This is a genomic window from Delftia sp. BGA-UO-ETr-SB1 (assembly GCF_059567865.1).
In genome coordinates, this window is the sequence record NZ_JCAQOW010000005.1 from 673,330 (window position 1) to 690,708 (window position 17,379).

A 17,379-nucleotide genomic window follows, 5' to 3' on the forward strand; every position below is an offset into this window, starting at 1 on the left:
GGAGCACCTTCATCATGTCTGAACGAGCTGCCGCGCATCATTTTCTCGGAGCCCGGCGCAGTGCCCACATCAAGGCGCTGGTGCTGACCTTTGCACTGTGCGTGCTCGCCGGACTGGTGCTCTTCGTCTGGAGCCAGCTGCATGCCGATGCGGACCAGAGCAAGTCCCAGGCCTCGCTGCTGGCCCGCGTGCTGGAGGACCAGACGGCCAAGACCTTCGAGAACACCGAAATGGCCCTGGCCAGCCTGGCGCACAACCCGGCCATCGTGGCCGCAGGCAGTGGGCGCGGCACGCGCGAGGCCGCCATGGCCCTGCTGATCGCCCAGTTGCCCTACCTGCGCAGCATGGCGCTGATCGACGACAAGGGCCTCATCCTGGCCAGCACCCAGGCCGGGGAGGCCGGCCAGCAGATCAACACGCAGGATCTGCTGCACGACAAGGCGGCCGTCCTCATCCCCGGCAAGCCCCAGCTGGGCCGGCTAGTGCCCGGCCGCAGCCTGTCGTCGCTGGCGCCACGTGCGCATCCGACGCCGCGCGGCGTGTCCTTCCTGCCGCAATTGCTGGCCTTCCACCAGGACAACGGCATGCCCGCCGTGCTGGTGGCCCTGATCAATCCCGACGCCGTGGCCAATTTCTACCAGTCCACGCTGGAGACCCTCAGCTACGAGGCCGTGCTGCTGACCTATGACGGCCGGCCCCTGGCCAGCACCAATGAGGGCACGGGCGTGCAGGCGGCCGCCGCGCTGCAGACGCCGCTGTTCCAGGAATGGCTGCCGCACAGCGAATTCGGCTCCTACATCGGCGCGGGCATGCTGGGGCGCCACCAGATCGTGTCGTTCCGCACCGTGCGCAACTGGCCGCTGCTGCTGGTGGTGGAGGAGCCCTACGCGGCCATGGTGGCGCGCTGGCGGGACAACGCCTTTGCCTTCTTCGTGGCCGGCGTGGCCCTGCTGGCCCTGGTGCTGGGACTGAGCTGGTCGGTGCTCAAGACCCGCAGGGTCCAGAAGTCGGCACTGCAGGCCATGGAGCAGGCACAGGCGCGCCTGGCGCGCAGCGAGCATGAGATGGCCGTGCTCATGCGCAGCGTGCAGGAGCTGATCTTTCGCACCGACAGCCAGGGACTGCTGACCTTCGTGAACGCGCGCTGGGAGCAGCTGACCGGCCAGCCCAGCGCCGAGGCCGTGGGCCAGCCGCTGGAGAACATCGTGGACGGCTCGTACCTGGCGCAGATCCAGGCCCTGCTCGATCCCCTGGCCCGGCTGGCACCGCGAAACTGCCAGGCCATGTTCCGCCTGCCGGGCAACCGGGAGATGCTCTGCGACATCGCCGTGGTTCCCCTGCTGCGCGACGGCCGGCTGGTGGGCTTTGCCGGCAGCGCCGTGGACGTGACCGCCCGCTGGAAGGCCCAGCAGGAGCTGCAGACCCAGCTGGCCTTCCAGCATCTGCTGTTCGAGACCACGCCCCTGCCCATGCTGGTCACCGACGCGGACCAGCGCGTGGCCCTGGTCAACAAGGCCTGGGAGGACTTCTTCGGCCGGGGCCGCTACGCCGTGCTCGGCCACGAGATCAAGGGCCTGCACGCGCGCGACGATGCCCTGCTGCAGATGCGCAGCAATCAGGTCGTGATGCGCTCGGGCCAGCGCATGATGGTGGAGGCCCGGCTGCCCCATGTGGACGGCAGCTACCGCGATGTGCAGATCTCCAAGGCAGCCGTCAAGAATGCCCAGGGCCAGATCACCGGCGTGCTCAGCATTTTTGTGGACGTGAGCGAATTCCGCGCAGCCGAGCATGCCACCCGCGAAGCCCGCGACGCGGCCGAAGAGGCCTTCCGCGTGAAATCGGAATTCGTGGCCAACATGAGCCACGAGCTGCGCACCCCGCTGCAGTCCATCATGGGCTTTGCCGAGCTCGGCGGCCTGCGCTCGCGCGGCAATCCCGCCATGGCCGACATGTTCAACGACATCCACGAGGCGGGCATACGCATGCTGGCCCTGGTCAACGACCTGCTGGACGTGGCCAAGCTGGAAAGCGCCGTGGGCACCATCCACGTGGAGCGCACCGACCTCAGGAGCCTGATCCGGCCCGTGGTGCGCGAGCTGGAGCCGCAGCAGCAGCAAAAGCTGATCGACCTGCGGCTGGAGCTCGACGACACGCCGCTGATCGCCAAGGCCGACCCCGTGCGCTTCCAGCAGGTGGTGCGCAATGTGCTGGCCAATGCCATCAAGTTCTCGCCCATCGGCGGGCGCATCGATGTGCAGGGCCGCATCGATGAGCAGGGCGATATCTGCATCGCCGTCTCCGACCAGGGGCCGGGCATTCCGCCGCAGGAACTGGACAAGATCTTCCAGCCCTTCGTGCAGTCCAGCAAAACCCGCAACGGCTCGGGCGGCACCGGCCTGGGCCTGGCCATCTGCCGCAAGATCATCGACGCCATGGACGGCACCATCGCCGCCAGCAACCGCTCCGAAGGCGGGTCGCTGTTTCGCATCACCCTGCCCTGCCGCACCGGCGCATCGGAGACGCGGCCGGCGGAGTTGCTGTAGCGGAGCCAGACAGGGCAGAGCGCGCGTGGGCATTCGGCAACAAATGAGAAAAAGTCTCATTTAGAATGCCGCAACCCTGCTCCCTGAACCTGCCGGTCGGCACGCCCGGCCTCCATTCCCGTTCGTATGACACGCCATCCGACTCCCGCAGCCTGGCTGGGCCTGGACCTGCGCTGGGCCTACGGCAGCCTGCTGCCCGCCATCTGGCGCAGCACGCGCTGCATCCACCGTGCGCAGGATGTGCTGCATGACGCCTTCGTGCGCTACGCCCTCAGCGGCAGGCATGAAGGCATCGCCCAACCGCACGCCTATCTGCGCGTGGTGGCGCGTACCGTGCTCGCGGACCAGATGGCGCATGAACGCCGCTTCGTGCCCCTGCCCGACCTGGCAGGCGAGCCGGACTCCACGGCCCCCGGCAGGCGCGCGGACGCCATCGCCGTGCAGGAAGCATTCACCGCGCCTTCCGCCGAGGTGCTGGCCGATCTGCAGCAGCGCCTGGCCGCTGCGCAGCGGGTCATCGAAGGGCTTCCCCCGCGCTGCCGCGAGGTGTTCTGGCTGTGCAAGGTGGAAGGCCATTCCCAGCCCAGGATTGCCGCCACGCTGGGCATCAGCCTGAACATGGTGGAGCGCCACCTGATGCGCGCCCTGCTGGACCTGCGCGCCGCGCGCGAGCTGCTCACGCCATGACCACGCCGCGCGAAGAGGCGGCGCGCTGGTTCATACGCATGCACCGGGATGCGGGAGCGCAGCCCGGCGCCGCCGACGCCGCCGCCTGGCGCACCTGGATGGACGCCGACCCGCGCCACGCCGCCGAATACGCCGCCTTCGAGGCGCTGTGGCAGGACTTCGACTCCACGCCCCGCACCGAGGCCCTGGCCACGGCCGTGAACACCGCCGCACGCCAGCGCCGCAACACGCGCCGCGCAGCCATCACCCGCGGCGTGCTGGGCGTTGCCGGCCTGGGCACGGCTGGCCTGCTGGCATGGCGCGGCTGGCTTGAATGGCAGGACGCCACCGTGTTCGCCCTGGCCCGCGACAGTGCGATTGGCGAACGCATCGTGCTGAACCTGCCCGACGCCAGCGTGCTGACCCTGGGACCGGCCAGCCGCATCGCCACGCGCTACACGCGCCGCCAGCGCGCCGTGGTGCTGGAGCAGGGCGAGGCCCTGTTCGACGTGGCCAGGGATGCAGACCGCCACTTCACCATCGACGCAGGCCAGGCGCGCATCACCGTGCTGGGCACGCGCTTCACCGTCAACCGCCTGCCGGGCCTGGTGCGGGTGAGCGTGGAGCATGGCACGGTGCGTTTGGCGGTGAAAGGTGCTGAAGGAGCACCGTTCTTGCTGCTGCAGGCGGGCGAAGTGGGGGAACTGCCGGACGAAAGCGCCGGTGCCGCCCCCGGTGCCGATGGCGCCCACGCCAGCCCCCTCCCCCGTCGCGTGCAGCGCGATGCGCGCGACAGCTTCTCGTCCATCGAACGCGGCCTCATCGTCTTCGACAACGCCGGGCTGGGCGAGATCGCGGCCACGCTGTCGCGCTGGCGCCGCCAGCCCGTGCGTGCGGCCGTAGCCGACGGCACGGGCGGGCCGCGCATCACGGCCGCCGTGCAGCGCGCCGATGTGGAGAGCTTCCTGGACGCGCTGCCGCGCATCGCCGCCGTGCGCGTGCAGGAGCGCGACGGCGCCACCTGGCTGGCCCCGCGCAGCACGGCGCCGGAAAAAATCCGGAAAAACTGAAAAAAAGCGGCCAACACACATCAGGGATCCGGCGGGCTGCCCCGTCATACAGGCGAGCACAACCGATTTCCAGGAGAACGTTCCCGCCATGCCCGCCCGCCCTCTTTCCTCCCGCCCGGCACGCGCCTGCCTGTCCCTGCTCGCCTGCGCGGCGGCACTGGCCTGCACGCCAGCCCTGGCCGCCCCTGCCGACATCGACCTGCCGGCCCAGCCGCTGTCCGACGCCATCAAGGCCCTGGCCCGCGCCACCGGCACCAGCATCGCGGCCGACAGCGCCCTGCTGGCAGGCAAGACCGCGCCCGCCGTCCAGGGCCGCCTGGAGCCGGCCGAGGCACTGCAGCGCCTGCTGGCCGGCAGCGGGCTGCAAGCCTCTGCCCAACCCCAGGGCGGCTGGCTGCTGCGCCCCGCCCCGGCGCGCCCGCAGACCGCGCTGGACGAAGTGCGGGTGACGGCCACGGCCCTGCGCGACGGCCGCACGGAAGGCACGGGCAGCTACCGGGCGCCCTATGCCAGCGCGGCCACCAAGATCGAGCTGACGGCGCGGGAGACGCCGCAGTCCGTGTCCGTGATCTCGCGCGCGCAGCTCGATGACCAGAACTTCGTGGAGCTCACCGAAGCCGCCAAGGTGGTGCCCGGCATCGTCGTGCGCCGGCAAAGCAGCACGGGCGGGCGCAGCGACATCCTCTCGCGCGGCTACCAGTCCTCCACCTACCAGTTGGACGGTCTCACCGTCAGCGGCAACCCGGCCACCCAGGAAACGCTGGACCTGGCCCTGTTCGACCGGGTCGAGGCCCTGCGCGGGCCGGCCGGGCTGTTCTCGGGCGCGGGCGAGCCCAGCGTCATGCTCAACCTGGTGCGCAAGCGCGCCCTGCCGGACTACCAGGGCCAGGGCGCCATCGGCCTGGGCTCGCGGGGGCGCAAGCGGGCCGAGGTGGATGTCACCGGCCCGCTGTCCGAAGATGGCCGCCTGCGTGGCCGGGTGGTGGCGCTGCACGAGAACTTCGGCAGCCCCGTGATGGCCATGGACGGCCACAAGCAGGCCCTGTATGGCACGGTGGAGCTGGACATCACTTCCCAGAGCACGGTCTCGGTGGGCGCCACCTGGCAGCGCGGCCGGGGCAACTACGACACCGGCCTGCCCGCCCACGCCGACGGCAGGCTGGCCCCCATTCCGCGCGACGTGGCCATTGCCGCCGACTGGGGCCGCGCCGCGCCCGAATCGCTGGCCGGCTTCATCGAGTCGGAGACGCGGCTCGACGGCGGCGGCCTGTTCAAGGTGGCCGCACGCCGCGTGCTGCGCCAGCAGCGCGACAAGTACATCAACGGCTACTCGGCCGTCTCGGACACCGGCATCAGCCGCTTCACCCAGGCCCAGACCGTGGACCGCGACTATGCCGACACCACGGCCGATATCTACTACAGCACGCCCTGGCAATGGGCCGGGCAGACGCACCATTTCATCGCGGGCGCGGACTACCGCAGCTCCAACATGCACCTGCGCATGCTGCGCGGCGCCATGAACACGCCGGCCGACCTGTTCCACTACGACCCCTCCTCCATTCCCGAGCCCAGCTTCAAGCCCTTTGCCGACGACATCACGCGCACCAGCCTGCGCGGCGTCTACGGCCAGTTGCGCATCAAGCCCACGCAGGCCCTCACCCTGGTGGCGGGCGCGCGCAAGAGCTGGTGGAAGACAGAAACCTCGGACCGGCTGCAGAACACGCGCTCGGGCTACGAGGTCGATGGCCAGTTCACGCCCTTCGGCGCCGTGCTCTTCGATCTGAACGACAGCTGGACGCTCTACGCCAGCCAGTCGCGCATCTTCCAGCCGCAAAGCGGGCGCCTGGCCGGCGGCGGCCAGATCGCTCCGCGCGAGGGCCGGCAGGTGGAGGCCGGCATCAAGGGCAGTCTGCTGGACGGACGCCTGAATGCCACCGCCGCCGTGTACCGCATGCAGGACACCAACCGCGCGCTGGCCGACCCTGGCGATGCCGCCTTCGTCATCCCCGCAGGCAAGGTGCGCTCCGAAGGCTTCGAGGCCGAAGTGGTCGGCTCGCTGTCGCCGCGCTGGGACGTGGCGGCCAGCTACGCCTACATGCGCTCCAAATACCTGCAGGGCACCGTCACGCAGACGGGCACCGACTTCAGCACCATGTCACCGCGCCACAGCGTGAACCTGTGGGCGCGCTACCGCGTGGCCGGCCCCGTGGCCCAGGGGCTGGAGCTGGGCGCGGGCGTGCGCGCCGTCAGCGAGTTCTACGACACCCTGGGCACCGTGCGCTGGCGCGCGGGCGGCTACGGCGTCTGGTCCGTCTATGCCGCCTACCCGCTCACCCCCAAGGTCAAGCTGGCCGTGAACATCGACAACCTCTTCGACCGCGTCTACTGGGAGCGCGTGGGCACGGCCACGCGCAGCAACTACTACGGCCTGCCGCGCAGCATCATGGTCACGCTGCGCAGCAGTTTCTGATCCCGTCGCCAGAGGGCGTGCGCAGCACAAGGCTGCCGCGCCCCCTGCCTGCCGCGCAGGCATTCAATACATCGACAACATCGAATGATTTCTCACAAATAATTCAATAGATCCACACAATGCATGGATTTACGCTTGTGTCCATCGCCGGCAGCCGCCGCCAGCCAAGACACACGCCATTGCCATGCAAGACCGTTTCCTGATCGAGCGCATCGAGGCGCGGATCCTCGACATTCCCACCATCCGTCCGCACAAGCTGTCGTTCGGCTCCATCAGCCGGCAAAGCCCGGTGATCGTGCAGCTGTGGCTGCGCAATGGCGCCACGGGCTTTGGCGAGGCCGCCACCATCGGCGGCCCGTCGTGGAACGAGGAATCGCCCGAGAGCATCCACCACGCCATCACCAACCACCTGGCGCCCAGCCTGATCGGCCAGGACGGTGCGCGCTTCGAGGCCTGCCTCTCGCGCATGGACCTGGCCTGCAAGGGCAATGCCTTTGCCAAGAGCGCCGTCGAGATCGCGCTGATGGACGCCGTGGCCCGCAGCCTGCAGTTGCCGCTGTGGCAATTGCTGGGCGGCAAGCAGCGCGACAGCCTGCCCCTGGCCTGGACGCTGGCCAGCGGCGACATCGAGCGCGACCTGGCCGAGGCCCATCTGCGCCTGGAACAAAAACGCCACCGCATCTTCAAGATGAAGATCGGCGCGCGCACGCCCGAGGCCGACGTGGCCCATGTGAGCGAGATCGCGCGCGGCCTGCAGGGCCGCGCCACGCTGACCGTGGACGTGAACCAGGCCTGGGACGGCGCCACGGCGCGGCGCTTTCTGCCGCAATTGATCGATGCCGGCGTGACCCTGATCGAGCAGCCCGTGGCCGGCTGGAACGTACCCGCGCTGCGCGAGCTGACGGCCACGCTGCAGGGCGCCCTGGTCATGGCCGACGAGAGCGTGTGCACGCCCTACGACGCCATGCGTCTGGCGCGCGAGCAGGCCAGCCATGTGTTCTCGCTCAAGGTGGCCAAGCACGGCGGCCTGCTGCGCACCCGCAAGGTGGCGGCCATTGCCCAGGCGGCCGACATCGGCTGGTACGGCGGCACCATGCTGGAGACCTCGATCGGCTCGGCCGCCTCGGCCCACGTCTTTGCCACGCTGGGCGGGCAGCACTACAACTGCGAGCTGTTCGGCCCCCAGCTGCTGGTGGACGACATCGTCACCGAGCGCATGGCCATCCGCGACTTCGAGCTGCAACTGCCCGACGGGCCCGGCCTGGGCGTGGAGATCGACCTGCAGCAGCTCGCGCGTTTCGACCGTGCGCTGGCCGGCAGCCAGCCGCAGCACTTCGACATGGGGCAGGCCCGGACCGGGGCTGCGACCTGAATTCCTTTCATTCCTCCTGGAGACAAACATGCTTTATCTGGTCCGCATGGACGTGAAGATCCCCCACGACCTGCCCGCCGACGTGGCAGCCGAGATCAAGGCCCGCGAGAAGGCCTATTCCCAGCAGCTGCAGCACGACGGACGCTGGCCCCACATCTGGCGCGTGGTGGGCGAGTACGCCAACTACAGCGTGTTCGACGTGGCCTCCAACGACGAGCTGCACGAGCTGCTGCAGGGCCTGCCGCTGTTCCCCTACATGGACATCCAGGTCACGCCGCTGGCCCGGCACCCCTCGGCCATCGCCTGAGCACAGCCCAAACCAAGACCAAATTTTTCGGAGACAACTGAAGTGAATGTGAAACGCCGTTTTCTGACCGCCGCAGCCGCAGGCCTGTGCCTGTCCGCCGTGATGCCCGCCGCCCATGCGCAGGCACCCGAGGCCAACTGGCCCAGCAAGCCCATCCGCTGGATCGTGCCCTTCCCGCCGGGCGGCGCCATGGACGCCATCGCGCGCACCCTGGGCGAGAAGGCCGGCCGCACGCTGGGCCAGCCCTTCGTGATCGAGAACCGCCCCGGCGCCGGCGGCAACATCGGCGCCGACTTCGTGGCCAAGCAGCCCGGCGACGGCTACACGCTGATGATCACTTCCATCGGCATGGCCACCAACAAGCCGCTGTACCGCAAGCTCAGCTACGACCCGATCAAGGACTTCGCCCCCGTGGGCGTGCTGGCCGTGGTGCCCAACATTCTGGTCACCAATTCCACCCAGCCCAACGTCAAGAGCGTGGCCGACGTGGTGGCCGCCGCCAAGGCCTCGCCCGGCAAGCTGACCTATGCCTCGGCCGGCAACGGCACCTCCATCCACCTGGCGGGCGAAGTGTTCAACTCACTGGCCGGCGTGGACATCCTGCACATCCCCTACAAGGGATCGGGCCCGGCCGTGTCCGACCTGCTGGGCGGACAGGTCAACTACATGTTCGACTCCATCACCTCGGCGCGCCCGCACATCCAGTCGGGCAAGCTGCGCGCCCTGGCCGTGACCACGGCCAAGCGTTCGTCCAGCATGCCCGACGTGCCCACCATGGAAGAGGCCGGCATCAAGGGCTACGAGGTCTCGCCCTGGTTCGCCGTCTTCATGCCCGCCAGCACGCCGCCGGCCATCGTCAAGAAGCTCAACCAGGTCTTCGTGGCCGAGATGAAGCAGCCCGACGTGCTCGAACGCTTCAAGGCCATCGGCGCCGAAGTCGTGGGCTCCACGCCCGAGGAAGCGGCAAAGCACCTGCAGGCCGAGTCCGTGCGCTGGACCAAGGTGATCACGGAGCGCAACATCAGCATGGACTGAGCCTGGACCGCCTCCGGTCGCCCGACAGGGTTTGATACGCTCGCCGGATCACACAACCAAGGGGACGGGATGGGCAAGCTCAGGAAATCACCATGCTGCGGCACACAGCCTTCTGAAGCGCACGGACGCTGAAGGAAGGCTGCCATGTTGTTGCGCATCCGCAAGGCCCTTGCGGCACGGTTCGAAGCCGTGGCCGAAATCGTGGGCCTGATCCTGTCCCTGGGCGGCGCGGCCGCAGCCAGCTTGCTGGGCAAGCTGGTGCTGGCCTTGATTCTGGGCACCATCGCCCTGGGCATTTTCTTCAGGCTGGCAGGACGCCGAAAGCGGTCCCAAGCCGGCCCATCGCAGCGCGAACCCGGCTGGCTTGCCGCCATGGCAGGCCTGCTGGCGTTCATCGAGATGGGCGTGCTGGTGGAGGCAGTCGATCTGCCCGTGCGCTTTCACCAGCCAGGGTTTGCCTTGCATCACTGGCTCATCGTTGCGGCAGCCCTGCTCGCCGCATCCTGGCTCCAGTTGAAGCTGCTGCGCGCCGCGCGCAATGCCATCCGCGCCAGGCGCAGCACCTGACACGTCAACTGCGGACTACCGCCTGCGCACCCTGCATGCGCGGGGCGGGCACCGGCCTGCGTCCCCAGTTCATCAGCGCCGTGCCGGCCACGGCCATGCCGCCGCCCAGCACGATGCTGGCATCGATGCTCTCGCCCAGCCACAGCGCCGACAGCGCCACACCGATCACGGGCACCAGGGTGATGTAGCCCGAGGCCGCACCCGCACCCAGCGCCTTGACGCCATCGAAATACCAGGCATAGGCAAGCGCCGTGGCGCCGAAGGCCAGGAAGGCCAGCGCGCCCCAGGCGGTTGCGTTGCTAAGCACGGCAGCCTGCAGGCCGGCCGGCCCTTCCACCACCAGGCTGGCCACCAGCAGCATGGCCGCGCCCATGGTCGAGGTCACGGCCGTGGCCGACAGCGCATCGACACCCGTGAGCAGCCAGCGGCCGATCAGGGTGTAGGTCACCCAGCACACCACGCAGCCCAGGATCAGCAGCTCGCCGGCGCCCACCGATCCCTGCAGCAGCGCCAGCGGCTGGCCATGCGAGATCACCACCACGGCGCCGCAGGCCGCCAGCGCCATGCCCAGGGCAATGGTGCGGTTGAGCCGCTCGCCGAACAGCCAGACCGCCAGCGCCAGCGTGAGCACGGGGTTGAGCGTGATCACCAGGGCCGCCTTGCCGGCCGGCACATGCTGCAGCCCCATCAGGAAAAAGGCCGCATAGCCGAACACGCCCGTGGCGCCAGCGGCCGCCATGCCCAGCCAGCGTTTGGCGCTCCAGTGCCTGAGACCGGCCATGCCGCCGGCCCAGTACAGCCAGGGCAGCAGCACGGCGGCGGCCAGCAGGAAGCGCAGGCTGGCGGCTGCCAGCGGCGGCATGTTCTGTGCCACCACGCGGCCCGCAGGCCAGGAAGCGCCCCACAGCAGGGCCATGCCGACAAGCCGCAGGTGAGGACCGAAGAAGCGTTGAAAATTCATGGCGCGTACTATGTGCTCATATCGATTCATAGACAAATGAGCGAATGCTCATGACCTGGACACCGTGATCCCATGACCTTCACCCAGCTCGAAGTGTTCGCGGCGCTGGCCCGCGCCGGCAGTTTCTCGCGCGCGGCCGCGCTGCTGGGCATTACCCAGAGCGCCGTCAGCCATGCCCTGCGCGCGCTGGAAGGCGAGCTGCAGGTGCAGTTGGTGCGGCGCGAAGGCCCTCACTCCCCGCTGACCGACGCAGGCACGCGGCTGCTGCAGCGCGCCAACGACATCCTCCAGCAAAAGGAGGCCTTGCGGCAGGAGGCCGATGCCGAACGCGGCATGGCGCGCGGCACGCTGCGCGTGGCCTCGTTCGGCGCCACCTCTTCGCTGCGTCTGCTGCCCCCGCTGATCACCGAATACCGCCGCCGCCAGCCCGCCGTGCTGGTGCAGATCGACGAGCAAAACGACGACACCGTGGTCAAGTGGCTGCTGGAGCGGCGCGTGGAGATCGGCTTCGTCGTGCTGCCCGACGAGCGCTTCGAGACCGTGCCCCTGGTGGAAGACGAACTGGTGGCGCTGCTGCCCGCATCGCACCGGCTGGCGGCCCAGCGCAGCATCCGCGCAGCCGATCTGCAGGGCGAGGCCTTTGTGCGCACCTCGGCCGGGTCGGGCGCGCACATCGACCGCTTCCTGGCCGAGGCCGGCGCCCAGCCTGCGGCCATCTACCACTTCGAGCAGATGTCCTCCATGCAGGGCTTCGTGGCCCAGGGCCACGCCATTGCGATTGCCGCACGCCTGGCCGTGCCCGAGCAGGCGCCTGAAGGCATGGTCTACCGCAGCCTCTCGCCCCGCCAGCGCCGCGTCACCGGCTTGGCCGTGCGCAGCATGGAGCGGCTGTCGCCGGCCGCTGCCGGCTTTGTGGAGCTGGCGCGGGAGATGGCGAGGAAGAAGCAGTTTGGCTAAGCCTGCGCCGCCGACGGCAAGGTCAGCGGATGCAGCACCAGCGCCTCGCGCACGATGGGCTTGAGCGCCTGGGCCTCGTCGGGGCTGGCCAGCACGCGGGCCAGTTCGGCGCGCATGCGGGGCTCCCAGAATTTGCGGATGTGTTCGGCAATGCCCTGCAGGGCCTCGTCGCGCTCGGGCATGGCCTCGAAGAACTCGCCGATGCGGTTGGCCATGCGGACCAGGTTGGCGCTGTCCATCACTTGCCTCCCGCCACGGCCATGCTGCCTGCCTGCGCGGCTTGCCACAGGCCGATCTGCTCTTCGTGCATGCGCGCAAAGCCGCGCTGCCAGTCGGACGGCTGGGCGTGCTGAGGGACGGGCAGCACCTGCACGGCCGTGACCTTGTATTCGGGGCAGTTGGTGGCCCAGTCCGAGCTGTCGGTGGTGATGACGTTGGCGCCCGATTCGGGAAAGTGGAAGGTGGTGTAGACCACGCCGGGCTGTATGCGCTCGGTGACGGTGGCGCGCAGCACGGTCTCGCCCGCGCGGCTGGCGATGCCGACCCAGTCGCCTTCGCGTATGCCGCGGTCCTCGGCGTCATGCGGATGGATTTCCAGCCGGTCCTCGCTGTGCCAGTGGCTGTTGTGCGTGCGCCGGGTCTGGGCGCCCACGTTGTACTGCGACAGAATGCGCCCCGTGGTCAGCAGCAGCGGAAAGCGCTGGGTGACCTTCTCGTCGGTGGCCACGTACTGGGTGATGATGAAGCGGCCCTTGCCGCGCACGAAGCGGTCCCTGTGCATGATGGAAGTGCCGGCCTCTTCGGTGCTGTCATTGCAGGGCCATTGCACGCTGCCCAGCCGGTCGATCTTGTCGTAGTTCACGCCCGCGAAGCTGGGCGTGAGCGCGGCGATCTCGGCCATGATCTCGCTCGGGTGCGTGTAGTGCATGGCGTAGCCCAGCGCATTGGCCAGCAGCTGGGTGACCTCCCAATCGGCATAGCCGGCCAGCGGCGCCATGACCTTGCGCACGCGCGAAATGCGGCGCTCGGCATTGGTGAAGGTGCCGTCCTTTTCGAGGAAGGAGGCGCCCGGCAGGAAGACATGGGCGTACTTGGCGGTTTCGTTGAGGAAGATGTCCTGCACCACCACGCATTCCATGGCCGAGAGCGCGGCCGTCACATGCTGGGTGTTGGGGTCGGACTGCACGATGTCCTCGCCCTCGCAGTACAGGCCCATGAAGCTGCCGGCCAGGGCCGCCTCGAACATGTTGGGAATGCGCAGGCCGGGCTCGGGGCTGAGCGCCACGCCCCAGGCCCCCTCGAACTCGGCGCGCACCGTGCTGTCCGAGATGTGGCGGTAGCCGGGCAGCTCATGCGGGAAGGAGCCCATGTCGCAGGAGCCCTGCACATTGTTCTGGCCGCGCAGCGGGTTCACGCCCACGCCTTCGCGGCCCACGTTGCCCGTGGCCATGGCCAGGTTGGCAATGCCCATGACCATGGTCGAGCCCTGCGCATGCTCGGTCACGCCCAGGCCGTAGTAGATGGCCGCGTTGACGGGGCGGCCCGCCGCGTGGTCCTCGGCACCCAGCGCATACAGGCGCGCGGCGCCGCGCACCAGGTCAGGCGCCACCCCGGTGACCTCGGCCATGGCCTCGGGCGAGTTCTCGGGCCGGGCCACGAATTCCTTCCACTGGGCAAAGGACTTGGCATCGCAGCGCTCGGCGATGTAGTCCTCGGCCAGCCAGCCTTCGGTGACGATGACATGGGCCAGCGAGGTGATCATGGCCACGTTGGTGCCGGGCCGCAGTTGCAGGTGGTAGTCGGCGCGGATGTGGGGCGACTTGACGAGCTCGATCTCGCGCGGGTCGATGACGATGAGCTTGGCGCCCGCACGCCGGCCGTCGCCGCGCAGGCGCTTTTTCATGCGCGAGCCGAACACCGGGTGCGCGGCCGTGGGATTGGCGCCGATGACCATGACCACGTCCGTGTGCTCGATGGACTTGAAGGTCTGCGTGCCGGCCGAGGTGCCATAGGTCTGGCCCAGGCCATAGCCCGTGGGCGAGTGGCACACGCGCGCGCAGGTATCGACGTTGTTGTTGCCGAAGGCCGTGCGCACCAGCTTTTGCACCAGGTAGGCCTCTTCGTTGGTGCAGCGCGAGGAGGTGATGCCGCCAATCGAGTCCTTGCCGTGCTTCGCCTGGATGCGGCGGAACTCGCGGGCCGTGTGGGCAATGGCCTCTTCCCAGCTCACTTCGCGCCAGGGGTCGGTGATCTTCGCGCGGACCATGGGCCGGGTGATGCGGTCCTTGTGCGTTGCATAGCCCCAGGCAAAGCGGCCCTTGACGCAGGCATGGCCCTCGTTGGCCTGGCCGTCCTTCCAGGGCACCATGCGCACGACCTGCTCGCCCTTCATCTCGGCCTTGAAGCCGCAGCCCACGCCGCAGTAGGCGCAGGTGGTGATGGCGCTGTGCCCGGCCTGGCCCAGCTCGGTCACGGTCTTTTCCTGCAGCGTGGCCGTGGGGCAGGCCTGCACGCAGGCGCCGCAGCTGACGCAGTCGCTGTCCATGAAGCTGCCGCCCTGCCCCGCCGTGACGCGCGATTCGAACCCCCGGCCCGAGATGGTCAGTGCAAAGGTGCCCTGCGTCTCCTCGCAGGCGCGCACGCAGCGGTTGCAGACGATGCACTTGCTGGGGTCGTAGCTGAAGTACGGGTTGGAGACATCGACCTCGGCGCGCGCCTGGCCCTTGAAGTGGTTGGCGCCGTCGAAGCCGTAGCGCACCTCGCGCAGGCCCACGGTGCCGGCCATGTCCTGCAGTTCGCAGTCGCCGTTGGCGCTGCAGGTCAGGCAGTCCAGCGGATGGTCGGAGATGTACAGCTCCATCACGCCGCGGCGCAGCTCCTGCAGTTGCGGGCTTTGCGTGCGCACCTTCATGCCCGGCTCGGCCGGCGTGGTGCACGAGGCCGGAAAGCCCTTGCGTCCCTCGATCTGCACCAGGCACAGGCGGCAGGAGCCGAAGGGCTCCAGGCTGTCGGTGGCGCACAGCTTGGGCACGCTGACGCCGCCTTCCATGGCAGCGCGCATCAGCGAGGTACCTTCGGGAACGCAGACCTCGCGGCCGTCGATCTCCAGGGTGATCAGGCGTTCGGACGGGCTGGCGGGCGTGCCCCAGTCGGCTTGCTTCAAGTGGTCGAGCATGGTGTTCTCCGTTCAGGCAGCCGCTGCGGCCGTGGTGGACTCGATGCCGAAGTCCTGGGGGTAGTGGTTCAGCGCCGAGCGCACGGGATACGGCGTCATCCCGCCCATGGCGCACATGGAGCCATGCTGCATGGTGTCGCACAGGCTTTCCAGCAGGGCCACCTGGCCGGCGTGGGCGGCAGGGTCGGTGCCGGCGCGCACGATGCGGTCGATGACCTCCACGCCGCGCGTGGAGCCGATGCGGCAGGGCGTGCATTTGCCGCAGGACTCGATGGCGCAGAACTCCATGGCGTAGCGCGCCAGCTGCGCCATGTCGGCCATGTCGTCGTGCACGACGATGCCGCCGTGTCCCACCACGTTGCCCTTGGCGGCATAGGCCTCGTAGTCCAGCGGCGCATCCCAGTCGGCCGGCGCCACATAGCTGCCCAGCGGGCCGCCCACCTGCACGGCCTTGACGGTGCGGCCGGTGGCCGTGCCGCCGCCGAAGTCTTCCACCAGTTCGCGCAGGCTCAGGCCGAAGGCCTTTTCCACCAGGCCGCCGCGCGCGATGTTGCCGGCCAGCTGGAACGGCAGCGTGCCGCGCGAGCGGCCCATGCCGAAGCCCTGGTAGAAGGCCGCGCCGCGCGCCAGGATCAGCGGCACCGTGGCCAGCGTGATCACGTTGTTGATCACCGTGGGCCGGCTCCACAGCCCCGCTATGGCCGGCAGCGGCGGCTTGGCGCGCACGATGCCGCGCCGGCCCTCGATGCTCTCCAGCATGGCCGTTTCCTCGCCGCAGACATAGCTGCCCGCGCCCTTGCGCACCTCCATGTGGAAGGCCCGCCCGCTGCCGGCCACGTCGCGGCCCAGCCAGCCTGCGGCCTCGGCGCGCGCAATGGCTTCGCGCAGGGTGGCGATGGCATGCGGATACTCGCTGCGCACATAGACCAGGCCCTGCGTGGCGCCCACGGCCAGGCCCGCGATGGCCATGCCTTCGATCAGCGTGTAGGGATCGCCCTCCATCAGCAGCCGGTCGGCGAAGGTGCCCGAGTCGCCCTCGTCGGCGTTGCAGGCAATGTACTTTTGCGGCCCCGCTGCGGCGGCCACGGTCTTCCATTTGATGCCGGCCGGAAACGCCGCACCGCCACGGCCGCGCAGGCCCGAATCCAGCACCTCCTGCACGATGGCCGCGGGCTCCATGCGCGCCGCGCGCTCCAGCCCCTGCCAGCCGCCATGGGCCGCATAGTCGGACAGGTTCAGCGGATCGATGACGCCCACGCGCGCAAAGGTCAGGCGCTCCTGGCGCGCCAGGTAGGCAATGGCCTCGGTCAGTCCATGGCACAGCGCATGGCTGCCGCCCTGCAGCATTCCGGCATCGATCAGGCCCGGCACCGCATCGGCCGTGACCGGGCCGTAGGCCACGCGGCCTTCGGGCGTCTCGACTTCCACCAGGGTCTCCAGCCACAGCAGGCCGCGCGAGCCGTTGCGCACGATCTGCACCTGAAGGCCGCGCGCCGCGCACTCGCGCTGCAGGGCGCCGGCCACGGCGTCAGCGCCCACGGCCAGCGCGGCGGCATCGCGGGGCACATAGACGAGCACGCCGGGGCCTGCCCCTGCCCCTGCCCCTGCCCCTGCCCCTGCCCCTGCCCCTGCATGCGCAGGCTGGGCCACCGGCTCGCCGGCCTGCTCCGGCTGGCGGCATTGCGCGATGAGTGCATCCAGTCCGTTGGCCGAGACATGCGCATGGGGCTGGCCATCGAGCATCACGGCAGGCGATGACGCGCACAGGCCCAGGCAGTAGACCGGCTCCAGCGTGACGGCGCCATCGACACTGGTTCCATGCCCATGCCCGTGCCCACTCGATCCGCAGCCCAGCGCCTGACCTGCGTGGGCCAGCAGCGCGTCGGCACCGCGCGACTGGCAGGCCTCGGCGCGGCAGACCTGCAGCACATGGCGGCCCGCTGGCGTGCTGCGGAAATGGGGGTAGTAGGAGATGACGCCATGCACCTCGGCACGCGAGAGGTTCAGCGCATCGGCAATGCGCGGCACGGCGGCTTCGGGGATATGGCCCAGCATGTCCTGCACGGCGTGCAGCAACTCGATCAGGGGGCCGGGGCGTCGGGCATGGACGGCAATGGCGTGCTCGACGGCCTCGCGCTCATGGGCGCCGAGTGCGCTGTCGGCAACAGCGGCATTGAGGACGGCAATGGGAATGATCTTCCCTTGTGTGGCTGGCATGGGTGTCCCTGCTGGCTTTCGTTGTGGGGAGCGGCGCGG

The 17,379-nt window shown here is 69.3% G+C and carries 13 protein-coding genes; 9 read left to right on the forward strand and 4 right to left on the reverse strand.

The window, feature by feature from the left end:
- Positions 1-14 precede the first annotated feature (14 nt).
- The 8 genes from AC57B5_RS13185 to AC57B5_RS13220 all read left to right on the forward strand — a co-directional run bounded on the left by AC57B5_RS13185 (position 15) and on the right by AC57B5_RS13220 (position 10,030).
- The gene (locus AC57B5_RS13185) at positions 15-2,543 is read left to right on the forward strand and encodes a sensor histidine kinase (RefSeq protein WP_043825280.1); all 2,529 of its coding nucleotides are present in this window, start codon (positions 15-17) and stop codon (positions 2,541-2,543) included.
- Positions 2,544-2,669: 126 nt separating this feature from the next.
- On the forward strand, positions 2,670-3,230 hold the full coding sequence (locus AC57B5_RS13190) for an RNA polymerase sigma factor (RefSeq protein ID WP_496399702.1): 561 nt from the start codon (positions 2,670-2,672) through the stop codon (positions 3,228-3,230).
- The gene (locus tag AC57B5_RS13195; RefSeq protein ID WP_496399703.1) at positions 3,227-4,279 is read left to right on the forward strand and encodes a FecR family protein; all 1,053 of its coding nucleotides are present in this window, start codon (positions 3,227-3,229) and stop codon (positions 4,277-4,279) included. Before AC57B5_RS13190 ends, AC57B5_RS13195 begins: the two co-directional genes overlap by 4 nt.
- Positions 4,280-4,367: 88 nt before the next feature.
- Positions 4,368-6,749 carry a TonB-dependent siderophore receptor gene (locus AC57B5_RS13200; protein ID WP_353177540.1) on the forward strand — a complete coding sequence of 794 codons (2,382 nt, stop codon included), beginning with the start codon at positions 4,368-4,370 and terminating at the stop codon, positions 6,747-6,749.
- Positions 6,750-6,933: 184 nt separating this feature from the next.
- The gene (locus AC57B5_RS13205) at positions 6,934-8,121 is read left to right on the forward strand and encodes a muconate cycloisomerase family protein (protein WP_012203795.1); all 1,188 of its coding nucleotides are present in this window, start codon (positions 6,934-6,936) and stop codon (positions 8,119-8,121) included.
- A 28-nt stretch (positions 8,122-8,149) separates the two neighbouring features.
- Complete coding sequence (catC, locus tag AC57B5_RS13210; RefSeq protein ID WP_012203794.1) at positions 8,150-8,428, forward strand: muconolactone Delta-isomerase; 279 nt, start codon at positions 8,150-8,152, stop codon at positions 8,426-8,428.
- A 42-nt stretch (positions 8,429-8,470) separates the two neighbouring features.
- Complete coding sequence (locus AC57B5_RS13215; RefSeq protein ID WP_012203793.1) at positions 8,471-9,463, forward strand: Bug family tripartite tricarboxylate transporter substrate binding protein; 993 nt, start codon at positions 8,471-8,473, stop codon at positions 9,461-9,463.
- A gap of 144 nt (positions 9,464-9,607) precedes the next feature.
- Positions 9,608-10,030, forward strand: a complete 423-nt coding sequence (locus AC57B5_RS13220) for a hypothetical protein (RefSeq protein WP_496399704.1) — start codon at positions 9,608-9,610, stop codon at positions 10,028-10,030.
- Positions 10,031-10,034: 4 nt separating this feature from the next.
- Here the strand turns inward: AC57B5_RS13220 and AC57B5_RS13225 are convergent, their stop codons facing one another.
- Positions 10,035-10,991 (reverse strand): DMT family transporter, encoded by a 957-nt coding sequence (locus AC57B5_RS13225; protein WP_496399705.1) that lies wholly within the window; start codon positions 10,989-10,991, stop codon positions 10,035-10,037.
- Between the two features lie 72 nt (positions 10,992-11,063).
- Between AC57B5_RS13225 and AC57B5_RS13230 the strand changes: the two genes are divergently transcribed.
- The gene (locus AC57B5_RS13230) at positions 11,064-11,948 is read left to right on the forward strand and encodes a LysR family transcriptional regulator (protein ID WP_213757950.1); all 885 of its coding nucleotides are present in this window, start codon (positions 11,064-11,066) and stop codon (positions 11,946-11,948) included.
- On the opposite strand, the gene AC57B5_RS13235 is transcribed toward AC57B5_RS13230, so the two are convergent.
- From AC57B5_RS13235 to AC57B5_RS13245, 3 genes are read right to left on the reverse strand one after another with little or no spacing between them, the layout of a single operon-like run.
- Positions 11,945-12,187: a formate dehydrogenase subunit delta gene (locus AC57B5_RS13235; RefSeq protein WP_013803888.1), complete on the reverse strand. Its 243-nt coding sequence runs from the start codon at positions 12,185-12,187 to the stop codon at positions 11,945-11,947. The genes AC57B5_RS13230 and AC57B5_RS13235 overlap by 4 nt on opposite strands.
- A complete protein-coding gene (fdhF, locus tag AC57B5_RS13240; RefSeq protein ID WP_496399706.1) occupies positions 12,187-15,123 on the reverse strand; it encodes a formate dehydrogenase subunit alpha in 2,937 nt (978 codons plus the stop codon). Before fdhF ends, AC57B5_RS13235 begins: the two co-directional genes overlap by 1 nt.
- Before the next feature lie 12 nt (positions 15,124-15,135).
- Positions 15,136-17,340, reverse strand: coding sequence for a formate dehydrogenase subunit gamma (locus AC57B5_RS13245; RefSeq protein WP_496399707.1), 2,205 nt, complete (start codon positions 17,338-17,340; stop codon positions 15,136-15,138).
- Positions 17,341-17,379: the final 39 nt, after the last annotated feature.